The sequence below is a fragment of the Micromonospora saelicesensis genome, assembly GCF_900091575.1.
GTDB lineage: Bacteria > Actinomycetota > Actinomycetes > Mycobacteriales > Micromonosporaceae > Micromonospora > Micromonospora saelicesensis.
Window position 1 is genome coordinate 108,552 of the sequence record NZ_FMCR01000001.1, and the last position, 22,960, is coordinate 131,511.

General features: G+C 72.8%; 18 protein-coding genes. 7 read left to right on the forward strand and 11 right to left on the reverse strand.

Annotated elements, in window-relative coordinates; translation table 11 throughout:
* The first annotated feature begins 188 nt into the window (after positions 1–188).
* On the forward strand, positions 189–581 hold the full coding sequence (locus GA0070561_RS00500; RefSeq protein WP_091393231.1) for a PH domain-containing protein: 393 nt from the start codon (positions 189–191) through the stop codon (positions 579–581).
* On the opposite strand, the gene GA0070561_RS00505 is transcribed toward GA0070561_RS00500, so the two are convergent.
* On the reverse strand, positions 575–1,501 hold the full coding sequence (locus tag GA0070561_RS00505) for a 2-hydroxyacid dehydrogenase (protein WP_091393233.1): 927 nt from the start codon (positions 1,499–1,501) through the stop codon (positions 575–577). The genes GA0070561_RS00500 and GA0070561_RS00505 overlap by 7 nt on opposite strands.
* A gap of 183 nt (positions 1,502–1,684) precedes the next feature.
* On the opposite strand from GA0070561_RS00505, the gene GA0070561_RS00510 reads away from it, so the two are divergent.
* The 3 genes from GA0070561_RS00510 (at position 1,685) to GA0070561_RS00520 (ending at position 6,432) form a co-directional block, all read left to right on the forward strand.
* Complete coding sequence (locus GA0070561_RS00510) at positions 1,685–3,502, forward strand: SpoIIE family protein phosphatase (protein WP_091393236.1); 1,818 nt, start codon at positions 1,685–1,687, stop codon at positions 3,500–3,502.
* Between the two features lie 92 nt (positions 3,503–3,594).
* Positions 3,595–4,767 carry a PQQ-dependent sugar dehydrogenase gene (locus GA0070561_RS00515; RefSeq protein ID WP_091397091.1) on the forward strand — a complete coding sequence of 391 codons (1,173 nt, stop codon included), beginning with the start codon at positions 3,595–3,597 and terminating at the stop codon, positions 4,765–4,767.
* Between the two features lie 60 nt (positions 4,768–4,827).
* Entirely contained in the window at positions 4,828–6,432 is a 1,605-nt protein-coding gene (locus GA0070561_RS00520) for a metallophosphoesterase (protein ID WP_091393239.1), read from the forward strand.
* A gap of 49 nt (positions 6,433–6,481) precedes the next feature.
* On the opposite strand, the gene GA0070561_RS00525 is transcribed toward GA0070561_RS00520, so the two are convergent.
* Positions 6,482–8,839: a transketolase-like TK C-terminal-containing protein gene (locus GA0070561_RS00525; protein ID WP_091393243.1), complete on the reverse strand. Its 2,358-nt coding sequence runs from the start codon at positions 8,837–8,839 to the stop codon at positions 6,482–6,484.
* A gap of 122 nt (positions 8,840–8,961) precedes the next feature.
* Positions 8,962–10,461, reverse strand: a complete 1,500-nt coding sequence (gatB, locus tag GA0070561_RS00530) for an Asp-tRNA(Asn)/Glu-tRNA(Gln) amidotransferase subunit GatB (RefSeq protein WP_091393246.1) — start codon at positions 10,459–10,461, stop codon at positions 8,962–8,964.
* Positions 10,462–10,581: 120 nt separating this feature from the next.
* Here gatB and GA0070561_RS00535 point away from each other — a divergent pair, with 120 nt between their 5' ends.
* Complete coding sequence (locus tag GA0070561_RS00535) at positions 10,582–10,827, forward strand: hypothetical protein (RefSeq protein ID WP_141710290.1); 246 nt, start codon at positions 10,582–10,584, stop codon at positions 10,825–10,827.
* The gene (locus tag GA0070561_RS00540) at positions 10,824–11,159 is read left to right on the forward strand and encodes a hypothetical protein (RefSeq protein WP_091393251.1); all 336 of its coding nucleotides are present in this window, start codon (positions 10,824–10,826) and stop codon (positions 11,157–11,159) included. The genes GA0070561_RS00535 and GA0070561_RS00540 overlap by 4 nt, the downstream gene beginning before the upstream one ends.
* Positions 11,160–11,167: 8 nt before the next feature.
* Here the strand turns inward: GA0070561_RS00540 and gatA are convergent, their stop codons facing one another.
* From gatA to ligA, 4 genes are all read right to left on the reverse strand, one after another.
* On the reverse strand, positions 11,168–12,643 hold the full coding sequence (gatA, locus tag GA0070561_RS00545) for an Asp-tRNA(Asn)/Glu-tRNA(Gln) amidotransferase subunit GatA (RefSeq protein WP_091393254.1): 1,476 nt from the start codon (positions 12,641–12,643) through the stop codon (positions 11,168–11,170).
* A 76-nt stretch (positions 12,644–12,719) separates the two neighbouring features.
* A complete protein-coding gene (gene gatC / locus GA0070561_RS00550) occupies positions 12,720–13,025 on the reverse strand; it encodes an Asp-tRNA(Asn)/Glu-tRNA(Gln) amidotransferase subunit GatC (protein ID WP_091393256.1) in 306 nt (101 codons plus the stop codon).
* Positions 13,026–13,170: 145 nt separating this feature from the next.
* Positions 13,171–15,843 carry a putative bifunctional diguanylate cyclase/phosphodiesterase gene (locus GA0070561_RS00555; RefSeq protein ID WP_091397093.1) on the reverse strand — a complete coding sequence of 891 codons (2,673 nt, stop codon included), beginning with the start codon at positions 15,841–15,843 and terminating at the stop codon, positions 13,171–13,173.
* A gap of 157 nt (positions 15,844–16,000) precedes the next feature.
* Positions 16,001–18,136: an NAD-dependent DNA ligase LigA gene (gene ligA / locus GA0070561_RS00560; protein WP_091393259.1), complete on the reverse strand. Its 2,136-nt coding sequence runs from the start codon at positions 18,134–18,136 to the stop codon at positions 16,001–16,003.
* Positions 18,137–18,447: 311 nt separating this feature from the next.
* On the opposite strand from ligA, the gene GA0070561_RS00565 reads away from it, so the two are divergent.
* Positions 18,448–18,984: a type II toxin-antitoxin system PemK/MazF family toxin gene (locus GA0070561_RS00565; protein WP_091397096.1), complete on the forward strand. Its 537-nt coding sequence runs from the start codon at positions 18,448–18,450 to the stop codon at positions 18,982–18,984.
* A gap of 277 nt (positions 18,985–19,261) precedes the next feature.
* Here the strand turns inward: GA0070561_RS00565 and GA0070561_RS00570 are convergent, their stop codons facing one another.
* The 4 genes from GA0070561_RS00570 to mnmA are packed head-to-tail and all read right to left on the reverse strand — an operon-like array spanning position 19,262 to position 22,816.
* Positions 19,262–20,272: an ADP-ribosylglycohydrolase family protein gene (locus GA0070561_RS00570; protein WP_208603665.1), complete on the reverse strand. Its 1,011-nt coding sequence runs from the start codon at positions 20,270–20,272 to the stop codon at positions 19,262–19,264.
* 26 nt (positions 20,273–20,298) lie between these two features.
* Positions 20,299–20,664, reverse strand: a complete 366-nt coding sequence (locus GA0070561_RS00575; RefSeq protein WP_181539234.1) for a VOC family protein — start codon at positions 20,662–20,664, stop codon at positions 20,299–20,301.
* Between the two features lie 36 nt (positions 20,665–20,700).
* A complete protein-coding gene (locus tag GA0070561_RS00580; protein ID WP_091393263.1) occupies positions 20,701–21,705 on the reverse strand; it encodes a methionine synthase in 1,005 nt (334 codons plus the stop codon).
* A 37-nt stretch (positions 21,706–21,742) separates the two neighbouring features.
* Complete coding sequence (mnmA, locus tag GA0070561_RS00585) at positions 21,743–22,816, reverse strand: tRNA 2-thiouridine(34) synthase MnmA (protein WP_208603666.1); 1,074 nt, start codon at positions 22,814–22,816, stop codon at positions 21,743–21,745.
* Positions 22,817–22,960 lie beyond the last annotated feature (144 nt).

Sequence of the window (22,960 nt, forward strand, 5' to 3'; positions counted from 1 at the left end):
GCGGTGCGGCGGTGCGGGACATCGGACGTTGCGAGTCCGCTACCCACGATTGGCAACGATGGACGGCCGAATTGGTTACTTGCCGGTCACTCAGGGGAGACAACGACCTGTGTCACTGTACGGCGTGCCGCACGCTGCCGGCACCGCCCGCCGCGAGCCGAAACAACCCGGAGTGGGATCATCGGAGGGTGAGTAAGCCCGACACGGTCCGCTTCCGGTACAACCAAGCCATCCTGGTGGCCGCGATCATCGCCTTCGTCGGCGCCCTGCCGCTGGCCAACGCCCGGGACTACCTGCTGCCGGTGCTGCTCGTCCCGCTCGCCGTCGCGGTGTGGGCCTGGCGGGCCGGCACCGACGCCGACGCGCGGGAGCTGCGCATCCGGGCGCTGGTCGGGCAGCGTCGGATCGACTGGGACCAGGTCCTCGAGCTGACCACCGACCAGCGCGGGCGCGCGGTGGCCCGGCTCGACGACGGCCGCCAGGTCACCCTGCCGGCCGTCCGTGGGACGGATCTGCCCCAACTGGTCGCGGCGACCGGCCAGTCGCTGCCGGACGCTCCGGCGGACACCCCCGGTCAGTAGCCGTCGACCACCGTGTTGATCAGCGGTTGCCCGGTGGCGAACCGGCGTACCTGGTCGCCCACCAGCCGGTAGGCCCGTGGCAACAATCCGCGCACCGACCCGCCGACGTGCGGGGTGAGCAGGACGTTCGGCATGACCCAGAGCGGAGAGTCGGCGGGCAGCGGCTCCGGGTCGGTGACGTCCAGAGCCGCCGAGATCCGACCGGTGCCCAGCTCGGCGACGAGCGCCTCGGTGTGAGCCACCGGGCCCCGGGCGGCGTTGACCAGCAGCGCCCCGTCCGGCATCGCGGCCAGGAACGCCTTGTCGATCAGGCCACGGGTCTGGTCGGTGAGCGGTACCAGCACCACCACCACGTCCGCGTCGGGCAGCAGTCGGGGCAGCTCCTCGACGGCGTGCACCCCCTGCTCCGGGCGGGCCGTCCTGGCGACCAGGGTGAAGCTCACGTCGAACGGGGCGAGCCGTTCGCGCACCGCGGCACCGATCGAGCCGGCGCCGATGATGAGCACCCGCTTACCGGTCAGCTCGTCGGTCGGGGTGTTCTCCGCGAACGTCCAACGCCGCTCGGCCTGCGCGCGGACGAACGCCGGGAACGCCCGCAGCTGGGTGAGGATCGCGGTGACGACCCACTCGGCGGTGGACGGGTCGTGCACGCCCCGGGCATCGCAGAGCGTCACAGCCGGCGGTGTCCGGCCCGCCCAGGCGTCCGCCCCGGCGGAGAGCAACTGCACCACGGCCAGGTCGGGCAGCTCCCGCAGCACCGTCGTCGCGTCCGAGCCGCCCAGGAACGGCGGCACCCAGAAGCGGACGTCGGCCGCCTCGGACGGCATCCGATCGGTGTGCTCGAAGACCTCCACTGTCACGTCCGCGGGCAGCTCGCCCAGGAGGTTCAGGCCGGCCTGGTGCGGAATCCATACCTTCACGTCCGCCGACGATAGTCCCCGTCGCCACGGCTGGTGTGGGCACGGCGGGAACCGGCGTCCCGGGCGATGGCGCACGAGGCCGCAGCGGGCGAGACTCAGCACACCGAGGTTCAACCCGGACCCGCGCGAGGTATAAGGAAGGGTCGGAGGGCCGTCCGCCTCCGCCCGGCAGACAGGTGCACGATGACCGACGGCTCCCCCGGCCCCGCCCGGCGTTCGATCGCGCCACCTCCGGTGCTCGGCGACCCGGAGCGGCTGCGCGCGCTCGCCGACACCGGGCTCGACGCCGTCCCGGACGAGGCGTTCGACCGGTTCGCGCGGCTGGTCAGTGACCTGCTGGACGTGCCGGTCGCGCTCGTCTCCCTGGTCTCCGCCGACCGGCAGTTCTTCCCCGGCGCGGTCGGGTTGCCGGAGCCCTGGTCGGAGCGCCGGCAGACACCGCTGAGCCACTCGTTCTGTCAGCACGTGGTGGACATCGAGGTGCCGATGGTGCTGCCGGACGCCCGGCTCTACCCCCGCGTCCGGGACAACCTGGCCATCGACGACCTTGGCGTGGTCGCGTACGCCGGGATGCCGCTGACCGATCTCTCCGGCCGGGTGCTCGGCTCGCTCTGCGCCATCGACAGCAAGCCCCGCGCCTGGACGGCCGCGCAACTGCGGACCCTGGCCGACCTGGCCGCCGCCTGCTCGTCGGAGCTGCGACTGCGGATCGCGCTCGACGGTGCGCAGGAGGCCCGGCGGCGGGTCGTGCAGGCGCACGAGCGGCTGGAGCTGCTGGCCGGAGTGAGCGAGACGCTGGCCGGCACCCTGGACGTGGGCACCGCGCTGCGCCGGCTCGCCGCCACCATGGTGCCGCTGCTCGCCGACTGGTGCCTGCTCACCCTGATCGGGCCGAACGGCCTGCCCCGCGAGGTGGTCTCGGTGCACCGGGACCCGGCCCGCGCGGCGGACGTCGACCGCTTCGGCGATCTGATGCGCACCGGGCTGAGCTCGGAGTCGAGCATCCGGGCGGTGCTCCGGACCGGTCAGCCCCGGCTCGGCAGCGTGGCGTCCCTGGCCGACGTGACGCGAGGCACCACCCACCCGGAGATGGCCTCCATCGCCAGTCGGCTGGGCATCGCCTCCTACCTGAGCGTGCCGGTGCGCGGCGTCGGCGGCACGGTGCTGGGGGCGATCACCCTCGTCAACGGCGGTCAACGTCAGCAGTTCGACGACCGCGACCTGCTCACCGCCGTCGACATCGGCCGCCGCGCCGGCCAGGCCGTCGGCAACAGCTCGATGTACGGCGAGCAACGGCACGTCGCCGAGGTCCTGCAACACAGCATGCTGCCCCGACTGCCGGTGGTGGCGGAGCTGGAGTTGGCGGCCCGCTACCAGCCGGCGGCCGACCGGGTCGAGGTGGGCGGCGACTGGTACGACGCCTTCGTGCAGCCCGACGGCGACGTGATCGCGGCGATCGGGGACGTGGCCGGGCACGACATCGAGGCGGCGGCGACCATGGGCCAGCTACGCAACCTGGTGCGGGGCAACGCCTTCGGCCGGCCGGACGCGGTCGGGTCACTGATGAGCAACCTGGATGGCGCCATCCGTGGCCTGCGGCTGCCGATCGCCGCCACCGCGACGCTGGTGCGCATCTGTCCGCAGCGCGCCGGTGTGCACGAGGTGACCTGGTCCAACGCCGGGCACCCGCCGGCCCTGGTGGTCCGGGTCGGCGGGGCGGTGGAAGCCCTGGAGGCGACGCCGGAGCCGCTGCTCGGCCTGGCCCGCCCGTCGCCCCGGAGCAGCCAGTCGACCATCCTGGCCACCGGCGACACCCTGCTGCTCTACACCGATGGGCTGATCGAACGACGGGACCGCTCCATCGACGAGGGGTTGGCCGAGCTGGTGGGCCGGCTGACCGGCACCGACACGCTGCCCCTCGACGACCTGTGCGACCTGCTGGTCGCCTCGATCAGACACCGTGAGGACGACACCGCGCTGCTGGCCGTACGGGCTCGGTGAGTGGTCCACCGGGGATCATCGGGCGGGTCCATCGGCACCCGTTGCATCTCGACGGGCCCAGCCGGGTCGCGCGGCGGGCTACCCTGGGCCGGGTGAGCGCCCGTCCCCCGTACCCTCGCATCCACCGCCTCCGGGTGGCCCTCGCGGCGTCCTGCGCGGCGCTGCTGTTCACCGCCGGTTGCAGCTTCGGCGAGCCGGAGCCCGACCCGGCCGGCGAACCGCCCAACCTGCCGACCCCCTCCGCGTCGGCGAGCCCCGGCGGTGCCGGCCAGCAGGCGGTGGCGACAGTGCTCGCCAAGGGTCTGCGGGTGCCGTGGGCGATCGCCTTCCTGCCGGAGGGCGGTGCGTTGGTCACCGAGCGGGACAACGGCCGGATCCTCCAGGTCGGGCCCGAGTCCGGGCCGGACGGGCTGCGGGTCCGCCCGGTGCAGACGATCCCCGACGTGGCGGCGGCGGGCGAGGGTGGCCTGCTCGGCATCGCCGTCTCCCCCGACTACGCCCGGGACCGGACGGTGTTCGTCTACTACACCACCGAGCAGGACAACCGGGTCGCCCGGCTGCAACTCGGCGGGCAGCCCACCCCGATCCTCACCGGCATCCCCAAAGCCAATGTGCACAACGGTGGTGGGCTGGGCTTCGGCCCGGACAAGCAGCTCTACGTCAGCACTGGTGACGCCGGTCAGCGCCCCCTCTCCCAGGACGTGAAGAGCCTCGGCGGCAAGATCCTCCGGATCACCCCGGACGGCAAGCCCGCCGCCGGCAATCCGTACCCCAACTCCCCGGTGTGGTCCCTGGGGCACCGCAACGTCCAGGGTCTCGCCTGGGACGCCGCGAAGCGGATGTACGCCGTCGAGTTCGGCCAGAACACCTGGGACGAGATCAACCAGATCACCAAGGGCGGCAACTACGGGTGGCCGGAGGTCGAGGGCCAGGCCCGCGACAAGCGGTTCACCGACCCGATCGCGCAGTGGGCAACGTCGGACGCGTCCTGCTCCGGTCTGGCCGCCACGGACCGGCTGCTGGTCACCGGCTGTCTGCGCGGCAAGCGCCTCTGGGTGATGGAGCTGACCGACACCGGCACCCTGCTCGGTCAGCCCAGTGAGCTGCTCACCAACCGCTACGGTCGGCTGCGTGCGGTGGCCGCGGCACCGGACGGCTCGCTCTGGGTGAGCACCTCCAACCACGACGGCCGGGGCGACCCGGCGGGCGACGATGACCGGCTCCTGCGGGTGGTCTTCGCGGGTGGTGACGGCGGACGCAGCTGATTGCGTCACCATCCGTTCAGGTTTGCCAAGATCTTCCGACGGGCAGGTCAGACTTTCAGCATGGACGGGCAACGCGACGAGGGGCACGACGACGCCGACGACCGGGACGACCCGGTGACCGGCGACGACCGGCCGCGCCCGACGGGTTGGTGGGTCGGCGCGGCCGGACCACTGCGCCGCCTCGGGCTGATCGTCGCCGTCCTCGCCGTGGCCCTGGCCGGGGCGGTGCTCGGGGTGCTGGCCGGTGGCCAGGTGAGCACCGACATCGGCCCGTTCCGGGCCAATCTCAGCATCTCTCCCGCCCGGGACGGCGGCACCACCGTCGACATCCCGCCGCTCGGCGCGCTGCTGCTCGACAGCCACGACGGGCCCACCCATCTCACCGTCCGGCTGGGCGCCCTCGACCAGGGGCGCACCGAGGCGCTGATCGACGATCCGGCCAGCATCAGCCGGGCCAGCCAGAGCGCCGTGGAGGACGTCCGCTCCGGGGTGATGCGCCTCGGCCTGCGTACCCTCGGCGCGTCGGTGCTTGTCACGTTGATCCTGGCCGGGCTGATCTTCCGCGACGTCCGGCGCACCGCCTGGGCGGGTGGGCTGGCGCTGCTGGTCACCGCCAGCAGCCTCGGCACGGCGGCGGCGACCCTCCGTCCGCAGGCCATCGAGGAACCGCGCTACGAGGGGCTGCTGGTCAACGCGCCGGCCATCGTCGGTGACGCCCGCCGGATCGCCAACGACTACACCAAGTACGCGGAGCAGTTGCAGCGCCTGGTTGGCAACGTCAGCCAGCTCTACACCACCGTCTCGGCGCTTCCGCTGTTGGAGCCGACCCCGGGCACGACCCGGGTGCTGCACGTCTCCGACATGCACCTCAACCCGACCGGCTGGCAGCTGATCCGGACGGTCGTGGAGCAGTTCGGCATCGACGTTGTCATCGACACCGGGGACATCACCGACTGGGGCAGCGAACCGGAAGCCTCCTTCGTCGCCTCGATCGGCCTGCTGAAGAAGCCGTACGTCTTCATCCGGGGCAACCACGACTCCGGCAAGACCGCTGCCGCGGTGGCCCGCCAGCCAAACGCGATCGTGTTGAACAACACGACCACGACGGTCGCCGGGCTGACCATCGCCGGCATCGGCGACCCGCGCTTCACCCCGGACAAGAACACCTCCCCGGCCGGCAGCGGGTTGACCCAGCAGGTGGCCGACCAGGTGATCGGGGTCGGCAACCAACTTGCCGCGACGGTCCGCAGCTCACCGCGACCGGTCAACATCGCTCTCGTGCACGACCCGGCGTCGGCCGGGCCGCTCGCCGGCACCTGCCCGCTGGTGCTGGCCGGGCACACCCACTCCCGGCAGGTCTCCGAGCTGCCGCAGGCGCCCGGGCAGCAGCGCACCACGCTGATGGTGGAGGGCTCCACGGGCGGCGCCGGGCTGCGCGGCCTGGAGGGTGAGAAGCCCACCCCGCTGTCGATGAGCGTGCTCTACTTCGACCAGCAGAAGCTGCTCCAGGCGTACGACACCATCACCGTCGGCGGCACCGGGCAGGCCCAGGTCAATCTGGAACGACGCCTGGTGGAGAACCCGGCCGCCGGTGTCCCCGCCACGCCCACTCCCACGCCGAGCGGCGGTGTCCCCACCACACCCACGCCCACGCCGACCGGCTGAGCAGACGTCGACGCCCGCCAGCCCAGCGGACCGGCGGGCGGTCGACGGGTCAGCGGAGGGCGATGGCGGCCAGGGCCGCGTTGACGATGCTGCCGGGCAGCAGGTCGTGCAGTTCGTACAGCTCGGCGACGCTGCCGGACTGGCCGAACTCGTCCACGCCGAGCGGCACCGCCGGTGCGCCGACCGCCGAACCGAGCCAGGCCATCGCGTGCGACGCGGCGTCGTGCACTGTCACCACCGGCACCCGATCGGCGAACGCGGACCGCAGCGCGCCCGGCACGCTGGGCACCGTGGCCGTCCGTACGCCCTGGCGAAGGGTGCGCTGCCAGGCCCGGTAGAGCCGGTCCAGCGAGGTCACGTCCACCACGTGCGCGGCGATGCCCTCGTCGGCCAGCTCCGCCGCGGCGGCCAGCACCTCGGGCAGCACCGCGCCGGAGGCGGCCAGCTGCACCACCGGGGCGTCGACCAGGTGCGGGTACGCCTGGTGCGCGTCGACCAGCCGGTACGCCCCGGCGACGACCTGCCGGCGCAGCACCGCGTCGCCGAGCCGGGCCCGGGCCGCCTCGAACGGCGTCTGGTCCAGCGGTCGGGTGCTCAACCGGAAGTAGTACGCGCCGTCCTCGGCGGGTGCGGCGGTCGCGGTCGGGGCCGGCCCGCCGGCGATCTGACCGAGCGCGTCGCAGAGCAGCCAGTCGAGGGTGGCCGCGTACGCCGGCTCGACGAAGGTCACCCCGGGCAGCTCCAGGCCGACCGACGCGGTGATCGTGGACTGGTGGGCGCCGCCCTCCGGGGCGAGGGTGATGCCGGACGGGGTGCCCGCCACCACGAACCGGGAGCCGGAGTAGGTGCCGTACAGGAACGCGTCGAGGCCGCGCAGCACGAACGGGTCGTAGACCGTGCCCACCGGCAGCAGCGGCTGCCCGGACAGGTCCCAGGACAGCCCGAGCTGGCCGAGCAGCAGGAACAGGTTCATCTCCGAGATGCCCAGCTCGATGTGCTGCCCGGCGGGGCTCTCCGTCCAGCGCAGCATCCGGTCCTCGGTCCAGGAACGCTGCTCGGTCGGGGCGAACACCCCGGTCTTGTTGATGAACCCGGCGAGGTTGGTGGAGGTGGCCACGTCCGGGGCGGTGGTGACCAGGTAGCGGCCCACCTCCCGGTCCCGCGCCAGGTCCACCAGAACCCGACCGAAGACCTCCTGGGTGGAGATCGGCTTGTTGGCGCGTACTCCAGTGCTTTCCGGAACGGTGACCCCCAGCGCACGCTCGCGCGGCGCGCGGGACAGCGCCTCCCGGCGGGCGCCGGCCCGGATCCCGGCGGGCGACGCCGGATCGAGGCGGTCCCACTCGGTCTCGGCGGTCAACCCCTGCGCGGCGCGCAGCGTGTCGACCTGCTCCGAGCTGAGCAGCGCGGAATGGTTGCGCGGATTGCCGGCGATGGGCAATCCCCAACCCTTCACGGTGTACGCGAAGACGACGCTGGGCCGGTCGGTGACCGCGTCGCACTGGGCGTACGCGTCCAGCATCGCCTGAAGGTCGTGCCCGCCCAGGTCGGTGACGAGCGGGCCGAGCTCCTCGTCGGAGACGTCGGCGATCAGCTCGGCGATGCCGGCCGGAGCGCCGTCCAGGAACTGCTTGCGCAGCGCCGGCCCGACCAGCCCGAACAGCGACTGGTACTGCTCGTTCGGCATCGCGTCGATCCAGTCGCGCAGCGCCTCGCCGCCCGGCCGGGCGTACGCCTCGGCGAGCCGGCGGCCGTACTTGACCTCCACGACGTGCCAGCCGGCCGCCTCGAACTGGCCCCGCCACTGGTTGATCCGGATGCCGGGGACCACCCGGTCCAGCGACTGGCGGTTGAAGTCGACGAGCCACATGACGTTGCCCAGCCCGGTGGTCGCCGGGTCGGCCACCGCCTCCCAGATGTTGCCCTCGTCCAGCTCGGCGTCGCCGATCAACGCCACGAACCGGGAGTGCGGGCGGGCCCCGAAGTGCGCGTCGACGTACCGCCGGGTGGCGGCGGCGAAGAGCGGCGCCGCCGCGCCCAGGCCGACCGAACCGGTGGAGAAGTCCACCTCGTCCGGGTCCTTGGTGCGCGACGGGTACGACTGGAGGCCGCCACGGGCCCGCAGCCGGGGCAGGTAGGAGCGGTCCAGGTTGCCGAGCAGGTACTGGATGGCGTGGAACACCGGGGACGCGTGCGGCTTCACGGCGACCCGGTCCTCGGCGTCCAGGTGCGCGAACCAGAGCGCGGTCATCGCCGTGACCAGGGAGGCGCTGGACGCCTGGTGGCCGCCGACCTTCACACCGTCGCCGGTGGCCCGGTCATGGTTGGCGGCGTCCACGATCCGGGTGGCGAGCCAGAGCACCCGCCGCTGGATCTCGTCGAGGACATCGAGGTCGTGCTCGGTCACGGTGGCTCCATCCAGGCGTCGCCGTTGACGCCCTCGCGAGGGGTGCGGGGTGGCCGCGTAGTCGGCAGGGGGTGGCGGAAGGCCGCCGCCGGGTCGCGGCGGCGGCCTGCTCCGGGCGGGTCTCAGCCCTGGACGCCGAGGCGCTCCAGGATCAGCTCACGCAGGGTCTTCGCGTCGGCCTGACCACGGGTGGTCTTCATGACCGCGCCGACCAGCGCGCCGACCGCCGCGACCTTGCCGCTGCGGATCTTGTCGGCGATGCCGGGGTTCGCGGCGATCGCCTCGTCCACGGCGGCGGTGAGCGCGCCAGTGTCCGACACGACCTCCAGGCCCCGGTTGGTCATGATCTCGGTGGGCGAGCCCTCACCGTCGACCACGCCCTCCAGCACCGTGCGGGCCATCTTGTCGTTGAGCTTGCCGGCGTCGACCAGCCCCTGAAGCTCGGCGACCTGGGCGGGGGTGGCACCGATCTCGGCCAGCTCCACGCCACTCTCGTTGGCCCGGCGGGACAGCTCACCCAGCCACCACTTGCGGGCCGCGGCCGGGGTGGTGCCGGCGGCCACGGTGGCCTCGATCAGCTCGACCGCGCCGGCGTTCAGCACCGACTGCATGTCCAGGTCGGAGAGGCCCCACTGCTGCTGGAGGCGACGCCGGTGCACCCGGGGCAGCTCCGGCAGGGCGGCCTTCAGCTCGGCGACCCAGGCCGGGTCCGGGGCGATCGGCACCAGATCCGGCTCGGGGAAGTACCGGTAGTCGGTGGCCGTCTCCTTCGAGCGACCCGGGGTGGTGTCACCGGTGTCCTCGTGGAAGTGGCGCGTCTCCTGGGTGATCCGGCCGCCCGCGTCGAGCACCGACGCCTGCCGCAGCATCTCCGAGCGGACCGCCCGCTCCACCGACCGCAGCGAGTTGACGTTCTTGGTCTCGGTACGGGTGCCCCACTCCGCGCCCGGCAGGTTGAGCGAGGTGTTCACGTCACAGCGCAGCGAACCCTCCTCCATCCGCACGTCGGAGACGCCGAGGGTGCGGATCACGTCGCGCAGCTCGGCGACGTACGCCTTGGCCACGTCGGGGGCGAGCGCACCGGTGCCCGTGATCGGCTTGGTGACGATCTCGACCAGCGGGATGCCGGCCCGGTTGTAGTCGACGAGCGACTCCGTCGCGCCGTGGATGCGGCCGGTGGCGCCGCCGACGTGCAGCGTCTTGCCGGTGTCCTCCTCGAGGTGCACCCGCTCGATCTCGATCCGTACCGTCTCGCCGCCCACCTCGACGTCCAGGTAACCGTCGACGCAGATCGGCTCGTCGTACTGGCTGATCTGGAAGTTCTTCGGCATGTCCGGGTAGAAGTAGTTCTTCCGGGCGAACCGGCACCACTCGGCGATCGAGCAGTTCAACGCCAGGCCGATCCGGATGATCGCCTCGATGGCCGCCTTGTTGGCCACCGGCAGCGAACCGGGCAGGCCCAGGCACACCGGGCAGACCCGGGTGTTCGGCTCGCCGCCGAAGTCGGTCGGGCAACCGCAGAACATCTTGGTGTTCGTGCCCAGCTCGACGTGGGTCTCCAGGCCGATCACCGGTTCGAAGCGCGCAACGACCTCGTCGTACGCGGGCAGTGTCGTGGTCATGAGACGCTCCAGGCGCGATCCGGACAGAACCTGTCCAGCCTAATGGGGTTGCCCGATCAATCCTCGGCCGGGTTTCGTCCGGCGTGCGTGGCGTCACCGACGGCAGGGTACGGAGCGACCATGACGAATACGGGGAGAGAGCGAGGAGTGCAGGTCCGGCCGGTGCTCGTCGGGGTGGTCGCGGTGTGGGCGGTGGCCGTGGTGGTGACCCTGATCAGCTGGTTCGCCTCCGGGGTGGACCGCCAGCCGGACACGACCACCGAATTGGTGATCGGCATGGTGCTGCCCGGGGTGGTGGCGGTGGTGATCGCGTACGCAGTGGTGCACCTGGTGAACCGGCGTCGTCGGAATCGGGGGCGGCCGTGACGGGCGAGGGACGTGTCGCCGCTGACGAACAGGTGACGCGGGGGCGGCAACGCCGCAGCACCTACGTCGTCGCCGCGGTCGTCGTGGTCGGCGCGGCCGTGATGGGCACCGCCGCGATGACCGACGGCGACAGCGGGCGGTCCGACCTCCTCGTGTCGTTCGGGCTGATGCTCATCCCGCCGTTGGTCGGCGCGGTCGTCGCCCTCGCCTTCGGCCGCCGGCTGATCAGGCGGATACCTCGCCGGGCCGCCGAGCCAGCCCTGATCGACGCCCGAACCGTACAGACGCGCGATCGGCGCCGAGGGACATGTCCCTCGGCGCCGATGCGGTGACATCCGGTCTAGAGCGCCGGCGGGGTGAACGTGCCGACGGCGGACTCCAACGCGGCGGCGACCCGGTACATCCGGTCGTCGGCCATCGTCGGGGCCATCACCTGCAGACCGACCGGCAGCCCCTCGGAGAGCCCACAGGGCACCGAGATGCCCGGCCCGCCGTACAGGTTCGTCGGGATCGTGTAGAGGTCGGCCAGGTACATCTGGTACGGGTCCGCGGTCCGCGCACCCATCGGGAACGCCACCGACGGGGTGGTCGGCGAGATCAGCGCGTCGACCCGCTCGAACGCGGCGTTGAAATCCCGGGTGATCAGCGTCCGGACCTTCTGCGCCTGCCCGTAGTACGCGTCGTAGTAACCCGACGACAACGCGTACGTGCCGATCATGATGCGGCGCTTGACCTCCGGGCCGAAGCCGGCCTCCCTGGTCAGCGACATGACCTCCTCCAGCGACCGGTTGCCGTCGTCGCCGACCCGCAGGCCGAACCGGACGCCGTCGAACCGGGCCAGGTTGGAGGAGCACTCGCTCGGGGCGATCAGGTAGTACGCCGGCAGGGCGTACGCGAACGTCGGGCAGGACACCTCGACGACCTCGGCACCCATCTTGGTCAGCGCGTCCACCGACTCACGGAACGCGGCCATCACGCCCGGCTCGGCGCCCTCGCCCACGAACTCGGTCACGATGCCGAGCCGCACACCGGTCAGGTCGCCGGTAGCGCCGAGCTTCGCCGCCGCCACCACGTCCGGCACCGGCTGCGGGATCGAGGTGGAGTCGCGCGGGTCGTGCCCGCCGATCACCTGGTGCAGCAGGGCCGCGTCGAGCACCGTACGGGCACACGGGCCGGGGGTGTCGAGCGACGAGGAGAAGGCCACCAGCCCGTAACGGGAGGTGCCGCCGTAGGTGGGCTTGGCGCCCACGGTGCCGGTGACCGCGCCGGGCTGGCGGATCGAGCCGCCGGTGTCCGAGCCGATCGCCAGCGGCGCCTCGTACGCGGCCAGCGCGGCGGCGCTGCCACCACCCGAACCACCCGGGATCCGGCTCAGGTCCCACGGGTTGTGCGTCGGGCCGTACGCCGAGTATTCGGTGGAGGAGCCCATCGCGAACTCGTCCATGTTGGTCTTGCCGAGCATCACCGTGCCGGCCTCCCGCAGCCGCTGCACGATCGTCGCGTCGTACGGCGGGCGCCAGCCCTCCAGGATCTTCGACCCCACGGTGGTCGGTACGCCCCGGGTGGCGAGCACGTCCTTGACCGCGACCGGCACACCGGCGAGCGGGCCCAGCTCCTCGCCGGCGGCCCGGCGCTCGTCCACCGCGCGGGCCGCGGCGAGCGCGCCCTCGGTGTCGACGTGCAGGAAGGCGTGCACCCGGTCGTCGACCGCGGCGATCCGATCCAGATGCGCCTGGGTCACCTCGACGGCGGAGGTCTCGCCCCCGGCGACCAGGGCCGCGATCTCCGTCGCGGTCATGCTGATCAGATCGCTCATGCCGTCACTCCGCTTCGCTCCGCGACGCCATGAGGCACCACGGCGCTGCACTGCTGATTCGCTCGCTGGCGCTCGCTCATGAGGCCACATCCTCGGTCAGGATCCGCGGTACGCGGAACCGCTGGTCCTCGGCGTCGGGCGCGCCCGACAGCGCTTCCTCCGGGGTCAGGCACGGCGTGACGACGTCCTCGCGGAAGATGTTGGTCAGCGGCACCGAGTGCGAGGTCGGCGGGATGTCCGCGGCGGCGACCTCGCCAACCTGGGCGACCGCCTGGAGGATCACGTCGAGCTGGCCGGCGAACGTGTCCAGCTCCTCCTCGGTGACGGCGAGCCGCGACAGGCGCGCCAGGTGCGCGACCTCCTCGCGGGAGATGGCGGCCATCCGTGCCCCCTTCTGAATTCCTGCTGATCGGGCGGTGTGCCGGCCGCGCGACAGGTGGAGCGTGACACGCGGTGACCGGAGCGAGTCTATTGTTCCGCTCCGGTGCCGCGTCCCCGACTCCCCCTCCAGCGACCCTCGTGCCGGGTCAGCGGGTGGGGCGGCGAGCGACATCCGGCTGCGGGTGCCCGCCGGTCGGGCGGACCGGCCGGTACCGGGCCAGCCAGGTGACCAACTCCTCGGCCGGCATCGGCCGGGCGTAGAACCAGCCCTGGGCGGCGTCGCAGCCGGCGGCGTGCAGCATCCGCCAGGTCCGTTCGTCCTCGACACCCTCGGCCACCACCCGCAGCCCCAGCGCGCCGGCCAGCTCGATCATCGACCGGACGATCGCCGCGTCGTCGGCGTCGTCGGCCATGCCGAGGACGAACGACCGGTCCACCTTCACCTCGGACAGCGGCAGGCGGCGCAGGTGCTGGAGCGAGGAGTAGCCGGTGCCGAAGTCGTCCAGCGCGATGGCCACCCCGATCCGGTGCAGGCGGGAGATGGTGGCCAGCACCCGGCGCGGGTCGGCCATCAACGCGCCCTCGGTGATCTCGACCTGAAGCCGCTCGGCCGGCACCCCGTAGCGGGCCAGCCGGTCGGCGATCTGGTCGGCGATCTCGCCGGTGTGCAGGTCGCGCACGCTCACGTTCAGCGCCGCGCGCAGGCCGATGCCGGCCGCCGACCACTTGGCGAGCTGCTCCACCACGTCGTCGACGACACGGCGGGTGAGCAGTCGCATCACGGCGCTCTGCTCGGCGACCCGGATGAGTTCCTCCGGGTCGACCATGCCCCGCCGGGGGTGCCGCCACCGCAACAGGGCCTCGACACCGACCACCTCGCCGGTCGCGATGGCGATCTGCGGCTGGTAGTACATGGTGATTTCCCCGGCGTCGTCGGCCGGCTCATCGTCCGCGTGCGCCCACCCGGTCGATTCGAGTGGCTGCCCTGGCGTACCCGGCCCGACGTCCCGCCGAGCCCCGTTGCGCCCCTTGCCCGCCGCGCCCCCGTTCGGGGACCGCCGACCGATGCCGCCCTCGGCGCGCCGCTCCCGGACCGGGCCGGAACGGGCGCCGGCGACCGTGGCACGGGCGTTGCGGCCCCGGATCGGGTCGGCTCCGGTGGCGATCCGATTGATCAGCTCATCGGAGTGCACCAGCTCGGCGTCGGCGCGCCGACGGCGTGCCCACCACCGGGCAGCTCCCGGCCGTGCTGTGGCGACCGCCGACGCCGGGTCCGCCGCTGGCGCGGACCGGTCCGACGCCGCGGTGGGCAGCGCGCCCTCGGCCGGGGCGCCGGTGGGCAGCGCCGCCCCGTCACCGCCGCGAACCTCCGCCGACCCGACAAGGGGTACGTCGGCAGTCCGCTCGGCGTCGCTCGGCACGCCGTGCCGGCCGTTCCCGTCCGGCTGCGCACCCTCGCCCTGCCCCTGAACCGCCGACTCGGCGTCGGCGTCGAACGGCCCCTCGGCCGAGGGGCTGGTCTCCAGTACGCGGCGCAGGTCGGCGAGGAGGCCGAGTCGCTCGGCGGAATTGTGGTCGGACTCCGGGGCGTACACGGCCACCGTGTCGTTGCGGTGTTTGGCGTCGTACATCGCGACGTCGGCGTGCCGCATGAGGGTGGCGAAGTCCTCGCCGTGCTCCGGGAAGAAGGCGATCCCGATCGACCCGCCCACGTCCAACGGCAGCCCGTCGAGCGGCACCGGCTCGGCCAGCGCCTCAACCACCCGCTCGGCCAACTCCCGCGCCTGCCCGACGTCGGTCAGCCCGGTCATCACGATGGCGAACTCGTCACCGCCCAGCCGGGCGATCATCTGTGGTCGGGGCTGCATGTCGGTGAGCCGGGCGCTGACCTCGACCAGCAGCCGGTCGCCCACGGCGTGCCCGAGGGCGTCGTTGACGTTCTTGAAACGGTCCAGGTCGATCAGCAGGAGCGCGAGCTGCCCGTCGGGTTCACCACGGGCGGTCCGCTCGGCATGCAGGTGCACCTGCTCGGCCACCTCGGCCAGCAGGGCCTTGCGGTTGGGCAGCCCGGTCAGCGGGTCGGCGGCGGCGAGGTGCTGCTGTTCGTTTGTCAACCGCGCCATCCGGTAGACGGCGAAGAGCGGCACCAGCACCAGCGGGATCAGCGCGGCGCTGACCCGCGCCGCCGCGACCAGCACCGGGGCGAGCAGCAGCAGTGAGCCGGTGGAGAGCAACTCGAAGCCGAGGCCCTGGCGGACGGTGGGCCACCAGCGGTCCCCGAACCGCAGCCGCACCGCCCAGCTGACCAACCCGTAGTTGACGACGAACCAGGCCAGCGCGGCACCGCCGACGGCCGCCACGTCGGTCCAGTGCAACCGCCCACCGGAGAAGATGGTGCCCGAGCCGAGCTGGATCACCCCGTAGGCGGCGGCGAGGGCGCACGCGTACTGGCCGACGTTGAACGCCGTGCGCCACGCGGCGTGCCGCATCCGCCAACCCGAGACGACGACGCCCACCGCCTGCACCACCACCGCCGGGCCGAGACCCCAGCCGAGCAGGATCGCGAAGGTGAAGCAGGTGGACGGGAACACCGCCGAGGTCTGCCGGCGCCCCGGTGGCACGAACGGGCGCGCGTCGCAGACCACGGCGAGCGCGGCCATCGTCCAGAACGCCACCGGCAACTGGGACAACTCGCCGGGGAGCGTCGCGAGTGGAACGGCAGCGGTCAGCGCGGCGACCGCCAGGATGCCGGCGACGAAGGCAGCGAACGGTGCGACCCGTCCCGCAGGAAGCGAGTTGCGTGGGTCGGCGACCTCCACCACACCTCCCGACCGACCATCGGCGTGCCGGTGCGCGCGCCGTGACCCAATGAAACGCCCTCGGCCCCCAGTTTCCCGGTATGACAGTCACGAATCGGTCGTAGTCGTAATTAAGTTGGTATACGCGGTCAGTCGCCGTGCCCGGCCGCCGGCGGGGTCAGCCGCCCAGCTGAGCGACCCCCCGGGCGGCGTCCGGGCCCGCGTCCAGCAGGAGCCGGAACCCGTCCTCGTCGAGCACCGGCACCTTGAGACTGGCGGCCTTGTCGGCCTTCGACCCGGGGTTGTCCCCCACCACCACGAAGCTCGTCTTCTTGGAGACCGACCCGCTGACCTTGCCGCCCCGGCTCTGCACGGCCTCGGCGGCCTGGTCACGCGAATAGCCGGCGAGGGTGCCGGTCACCACCACTGTCAACCCCTCCAACGGGCGCGGCCCCTCGTCGACCGCCTCCTCGGCCATCCGTACGCCGGCCTCGGCCCACTTGCGGACCACCTCGCGGTGCCAGTCCACAGCGAACCACTCCCGGATGCTGGCCGCGATCGTCGGCCCGACTCCGTCGACCGAGGACAGCTCCTCCTCGGTGGCCGCGTCGATGGCGTCCATCGAGCGGAAGTGCCGGGCGAGCGCCTGGGCCGCGGTCGGGCCGACGTGCCGGATGGAGAGCGCCACCAGCACCCGCCACAGGTCCCGTTCCCGGGCGACCGCGAGATTGTCCAGCAACTTGGTGGCGTTGCTGCCCAGGCTGCCGTCCTTGTTGACGAAGAACGGCGACCGGGACAGCTGCTCGGCGTCGAGCTGGAAGAGGTCCCCCTCGTCGCTGATGATCTCCGCGTCGAGCAGGGCGGCCGCGCCCTTGTAGCCGAGCACCTCGATGTCGAACCCACCCCGGCCGGCGAGATGGAACACCCGCTCCCGCAACTGCGCCGGGCAGCTGCGGGTGTTGGGGCAACGGATGTCCACGTCGCCCTCCTTCGACGGTGCGAGCGGGGTGCCGCAGGCCGGGCAACTGGTCGGCATGACGAACGGCCGGGCATCGGCGGGCCGCAGGTCGACCACCGGGCCGAGCACCTCGGGAATCACGTCGCCGGCCTTGCGCAGCACCACCGTGTCGCCGATCAGTACCCCCTTGCGCTCCACCTCGCGGGCGTTGTGCAGGGTGGCGAGCGCGACAGTGGAACCGGCCACGCGCACCGGCTCGAGCACGGCGAACGGGGTGACCCGGCCGGTGCGCCCCACGTTGACGTCGATGTCGAGCAGCTTGGTGGTGACCTCCTCCGGCGGGTACTTGAAGGCGATCGCCCAGCGGGGGGCACGACTGGTGGACCCGAGCCGGCCCTGGATGGAGACCGGATCGACCTTGACCACCACACCGTCGATCTCGTGCTCGACGTCGTGCCGGTGCTCGGCGTAGTAGGCGATGAACTCCGCCACGCCGGCCAGGTCCGGGACGACCCGCCACCGGTCGCTGGTCGGCAAACCCCACGACTTGAGTGCCGCGTACGACTCGGACTGCGCCGTGGGCTGGAACCCACGGCGGGCGCCGATGCCGTGCACCACCAGGCGCAGCGGTCGGGTGGCGGTGACCCGTGGATCCTTCTGTCGCAAGCTGCCGGCGGCGGCGTTGCGGGGGTTGGCGAAGGGCGCCTTGCCCTGCTCCACCAGACCCGCGTTGAGGTCGGCGAACGCAGCGATCGGGAAGTAGATCTCGCCCCGGACCTCCACCAGCTCGGGAACGTCCGGGAATTCGGCGGACGGTACGAGCTGGCTGGGCACGTCCCGGATGCTGCGCACGTTTGCCGTGACATCCTCACCGGTGCGCCCGTCGCCTCGGGTGGCGGCCCGGACCAGCCGGCCGTTCTCGTAGGTCAGGTTGATCGCCAGCCCGTCGACCTTCAGCTCGCACAGGTAGGGCACCGGGCCGCCCGCGTCCCGTTCGACCCGCTCGGCCCAGGCCGCCAGCTCCTCGTCGGCGAAGGCGTTGTCGAGCGAGAGCATCCGTTCGGCATGGGTGACCGGGGTGAAGTCGGTGGAGAACGTGCCACCCACCCGCTGGGTCGGCGAGTCGGGCGTCCGCAGCGCCGGAAACTCCTCCTCCAGTGCCTCCAGCTCGCGCAACTGCCTGTCGAAATCGGCGTCGGGGATGGTCGGCGCGTCCAGCACGTAGTAGCGGTACTGGTGCTCGGTCAACTCCTGACTGAGCGCGGCATGCCGTTCCCGGGCCTGCGGCGTGGGCTCAGCCCCGGCCGCCGCCTCCTGCGCCGGGCTGACCTGCTGACCGATCTGTTCCTCGGACACACCGCCACCTTCGGACACGCCTGCGACCTCCCTGATCACGCTACTCCGGCACCGTATCGGGCCGGTGGGACAATCCGCCGCCCACCCGCGCCCGAAGCGACGTCGCCCTCAGCCGCATCCGGTGATCACGTGATGCTCAGTAGCCGTCGACGGGCCGATCCAGCTACTGACCATCAAGTGATCAAGGGTGACGGTCGAGTGCCAACGGGCGGCACGGGCGGCGGCGGTGTGGTTGGCGGGCGGCAAGGGCGGCGGCGTGCAAGGATCGCCGGACGGTGCGACCGGCGGGTCGCCGGGACGCGGAGGTACGGATGCCCGAGGCACTGCTCTGGGCGGTGGCGATCCTGCTGGCCGTCGCCGCCGGCTGGGCGTGGAACAGTTGGCGGCACCGGGTGGCCAACCGGCGTCCCGGTACCCGGCCAGGTCGGGGCGGCACCGGTGGCCGCCGTTCCACCCCGCCGCGGCCCCGTGGCGCCGAACGGCCGTCCACCAAACCCCGCTCACGCGACACCGACCGGCGCGGCGACGCCCCGGCGCCCGGCGATATCTGGTGGGCCGACGTGCCGTACGCCGACGGCAGCGGGTCGAAGGTGCGCCCGTGCCTGGTGCTGCGCGCCGACTCCCGGGGTGCCGACGTCCTGAAGATCACCAGCCAGGACAAGAGCGACCGGGACGACCACGTGCGGATTCCCACCCGGGACTGGGACCCGGGCGCGGAGCACGACAGCTACCTCAGCCTCACCGAGCCGATCCGACTCAGCTCGGCCGCCTTCGCCGACCACGCCGGCCGCTGCGACCCCGACCTGTGGCGAAAAGTGCGCAGCCTGCGCCACCTCCCCACCTCCTGACCACCCCTCGCGGCCGCCCGCCGACCACCCCTTCCCATCCTCGCGACGGGTGGCGTTCATGATCAACTCGGGTTCCTGGAAGTCGCGGTGTCCTGAGCTCCGGGATACCCCGGTCTACAGAAACCCGAGTTGATCATGTCGACGGGCCGCGGCAGGCCGGCCAGCCGACCAGGCGGGGCAGGCCGAGCCAAGCCGAGCCAGGCCGAGCCGAGCCAGGCCGAGCCGAGCCAGGCCGAGCCGAGCCAGGCCGAGCCGAGCCAGGCCGAGCCGAGCCGGGTCAGTCCCAGGTCGCGCCGAGCGTGGCCAGCTGGTCCGCGTACTCGATGCGGTTGGCCCAGTCGCGCGGCCAGGCGGTCATGCCGACGGCCGCGCCCACGAACGCGCCGGCCAGGGCGGCGATCGAGTCGGAGTCGCCGGCGGTGGTCGCGCCGCGGGCCAGCGCCGCCACCGGGTCGTCGGCGTGCCGTACGGCGCAGAGCAGCGCGGTGGCCAGCGCCTCCTCGGCCACCCAACCCTCCCCGGTGGCCTGACACGGGTCACCACCGTCGTCGGGTAGCGCCAGGGTGTTGGTCAGTCGGCCCAGCACCGCCAGACACTCGTCCCAGCCCTGGGCGATGAACTCCTGCGGAGAACCGGACCCGGCGCGCTGCCAGAGGTCTCCCAGCCACCGCTCGCGGTAGACCAGGCGCTGGGACAGTGCCCGCTCGGTGAGCAGCGCGGGAAGGTCGGGCAGCGAGGTGCCCGTGCGCAGCGCGAAGACCGCGTACGCGGTGAGTTCGCTGGCGGCCAGCCCGGTCGGGTGGCCGTGGGTCAGCCCGGCCTGCAACTGGGCCAACCCGGCGAGCGTGTCGAGGTCCACGTCGAGCAACCCGACCGGGGTGACCCGCATGTTCGCCCCGCAGCCCTTCGAGGCGACCACCGTCGCCTCCTGCCAGCGCACCCCACGGCTCAGCTCGGCGCAGGCGCGCAGGCACGTCATGCCCGGGGCACGGTTGTTGTCCGGACTGACCGCCCAGGCCAGGAAGCGTTGCCGTAGCAGTGGCTCCACCGCCTCCGGCGTGAACGACGGTGCCTCGTGCAGCGCCCAACCCACCGCCAGCGCCATCTGGGTGTCGTCGGTGACCAGTGCCGGCTCGCCGGACAGGTCACGCGGACCGGCCGGGCCGTACCGGCGCTCGATCTCGGCGACGGTCAGGAACTCGGTCGGCTTGCCCAGCGCGTCACCGTAGGCGAGGCCGAAGAGCGAACCGGAGGCGCGAAGCGCAGAGGTGGGGATCACGGCGGCCATGATGCCCGGCCGCCGCAACCCACGGCTCAGTCCCAGCAGAGGCAGAACGGGTGGCCGGCCGGATCGGCGTAGACCCGGAAGCCCTCGCCCTCACCTGGCAGCCGCCGAGCACCCAGCGCGAGCGCCGCCTTCTCGGCGGCCTCGATGTCGTCCACCGTCACGTCGAGGTGGAACTGCTGTGGGCGCTCGGGATCCGGCCAGGCCGGTGGGCGCAGGTTGAGCGCCTGTTGGAAGGCGAGGCGCGGCTGGTGACCGGGTGGGCCGCCCAGCACCACCCAGTCGTCATCGGAGTCGCCCTCGGCGAGCGGTACGCCGAGCAGCTCGGCATAGAACGCCGCCAACGCCCGCGGATCCGGGCAGTCGATCACCACTGAACGCAGCTGTCCAATCATGACCGTCATCCTGCCCACCGGGTACGACAGGAAACCTCAGTCCTCGGCGAGGCGCCGGCCGGCGTCCCGGCACGCGGCGAGCACCGCCCGCGCGTACTCCGGGGTGGCGCCGGCGAGGCCGCAGGCCGGGGTGATCACCACCTGCTCGGCGAGTTGGCGACGAGGGAAGCCGAGGCGGTCCCAGACCTGGCGTACCCGGTCGGCGATCTGCGCGGAGGTCGGCGCGCCACCGGCCGACGGCGGCCGGGTCGGCGCGGCCCCGGCCAGCAGCCCGAGGCCGGCGTCGATCGCCTCGCCCAGCGGGTCGAGCTTGGTGACCAGGTCCAGGTCGAGGGCGACCGCGACGGCGCCGGTGGAGCGGATCAGCTCCAGCGGCACGTCCGGGGCGCAGCAGTGCACCAGCGTCGGCACGCCGACCGCCTCGACGACGGTGCGCAGCAGGGCGGCGGCGTCCACCGAGTCGACCGCCCGGTACGCGCCCAGACCGCTCTCGGTCGGCACCCGCCCGGCCAGCACGGTCGGCAGTGACGGCTCGTCCAGTTGCAGCAGCACCGACGCCTGGGGCAGCCGGCGGGCGACCGCCGCGACGTGCGCGCGCAGCCCTTCGGCGAGGGAGCCGGTCAGGTCGCGGACCGCGCCGGGATCGCGCAGCAGTCGGCCGCCGATCGGCAACTCCAGGGAGGCGGCCAGCGTGAGCGGGCCGGCGGCCTGCACCTTGATCGGCCCGGCGTACCCCTCGGCCTGCTCGGCGAGCTGGTCCAGGTCGCGTTCCATCAGGTCACGGGCCCGGCGCAGGTCGCGGCCCGGGCGTGGGGCGACCCGCCACCGCCCCGCGTACACCTCGACCGGCAGCTCGACGAGCAGCCCGGCGGACCGGCCGATCATGTCCGCTCCGGGGCCACGGGCCGGCAACTCGGGCAGGTGGGGCAGCTCGGGAAGCTCACCGAGGACCACCCGCTGAGCCTCGCCGATGTCGGTGCCGGGCAGCGAACCAATTCCGGTTGCCGCGCCGGCCGGCCAGGGCCACGCCTGATCTGTCACGGGCGAAGGCTATCCCGCGAACACCCGGGCCGTGCGGTCAGCCGGTGATGGTCGCGGAGCCGAGGACCACGTCGCCGGCCGGGTCCGGTCGGTACGCCACCACTGCCTGACCGGCGGCGACGCCGCGAACCGGTCGGCGCAGCTCGGCGTGCAGCCGGTCACCGTCGAGGGCGACGGTCGCCGGCACCACGTCGCCGTGCGCGCGCAACTGCACCTCGCACTCGACCGGGGCGTCCGGGCGGGCGCCGCCGGTCCAGACCGGACGTACGGCGTGCACGTCGGACACGTCCAAGGCCTCGGCCGGGCCGACAGTCACCGTGTTGGTCTTCGGCGTGATGGAGAGCACGTAGCGTGGCCGGCCGTCCGCGGCGGGCCGGTCCAGGTGCAGCCCGCGACGCTGCCCCACCGTGTACGCGTACGCGCCGCTGTGACTGCCGACGACCGCGCCGGTGGACGCGTCCACCACGTCGCCGGGCGCCTCACCGAGCCGGCCGGCCAGGAAGCCGCGGGTATCCCCGTCGGCGATGAAGCAGATGTCGTGTGAGTCCGGCTTGTCGGCAACCGCCAGGCCGCGCTCGGCGGCCTCGGCGCGGACCTGCGCCTTGGTCGAGTCACCGAGCGGGAAGATCGACCGGTCGAGCTGCTCGCGGGTGAGCACGGCGAGCACGTACGACTGGTCCTTGGCCAGGTCGACACTGCGCCGCAGCAGCCCGTCCGCCCCGAGGCGGGCGTGGTGCCCGGTCACCACCGCGTCGAAGCCCAGCGCCACCGCCCGGTCCAGCACCGCCGCGAACTTGATCTTCTCGTTGCAGCGCAGGCAGGGGTTCGGCGTACGACCGGCGGCGTACTCGGCGACGAAGTCGTCGACCACGTCCTCGTGGAAGCGGTCGGCCATGTCCCACACGTAGAACGGGATGCCGATCACGTCGGCCGCCCGGCGGGCGTCCCGGGAATCCTCCAGGGTGCAGCAGCCGCGCGCCCCGGTCCGATAGGTCTGTGGGTTACGGGCGAGCGCCAGGTGCACGCCGGTCACATCGTGCCCGGCCGCCACCGCCCGCGCCGCCGCCACTGCCGAGTCAACCCCACCCGACATCGCCGCCAGAACCCTCACCGACCCACTCCCCTTCCCCGTCCCCACCACAACCCTATCCACCAGTCCCGCAAACCCCCCGAACAGCCGTGCCCGCCCAGCCCACCCACCTTCGCGATCGTGCAGTTTCTGCGGTGACATACGCCGCGCAAGGCGCGAAGCGCC

Bases quoted from the DNA above. Each gene is read 5' to 3' on its own strand.
- GA0070561_RS00510 (WP_091393236.1), top strand. From the start codon at position 1,685: ATGACCGACGGCTCCCCCGGCCCCGCCCGGCGTTCGATCGCGCCACCT.
- GA0070561_RS00520 (WP_091393239.1), top strand. From the start codon at position 4,828: ATGGACGGGCAACGCGACGAGGGGCACGACGACGCCGACGACCGGGAC.
- gatB (WP_091393246.1), bottom strand. From the start codon at position 10,461: ATGACCACGACACTGCCCGCGTACGACGAGGTCGTTGCGCGCTTCGAA.
- GA0070561_RS00535 (WP_141710290.1), top strand. From the start codon at position 10,582: ATGACGAATACGGGGAGAGAGCGAGGAGTGCAGGTCCGGCCGGTGCTC.
- gatA (WP_091393254.1), bottom strand. From the start codon at position 12,643: ATGAGCGATCTGATCAGCATGACCGCGACGGAGATCGCGGCCCTGGTC.
- gatC (WP_091393256.1), bottom strand. From the start codon at position 13,025: ATGGCCGCCATCTCCCGCGAGGAGGTCGCGCACCTGGCGCGCCTGTCG.
- GA0070561_RS00565 (WP_091397096.1), top strand. From the start codon at position 18,448: ATGCCCGAGGCACTGCTCTGGGCGGTGGCGATCCTGCTGGCCGTCGCC.
- GA0070561_RS00570 (WP_208603665.1), bottom strand. From the start codon at position 20,272: ATGGCCGCCGTGATCCCCACCTCTGCGCTTCGCGCCTCCGGTTCGCTC.
- GA0070561_RS00575 (WP_181539234.1), bottom strand. From the start codon at position 20,664: ATGATTGGACAGCTGCGTTCAGTGGTGATCGACTGCCCGGATCCGCGG.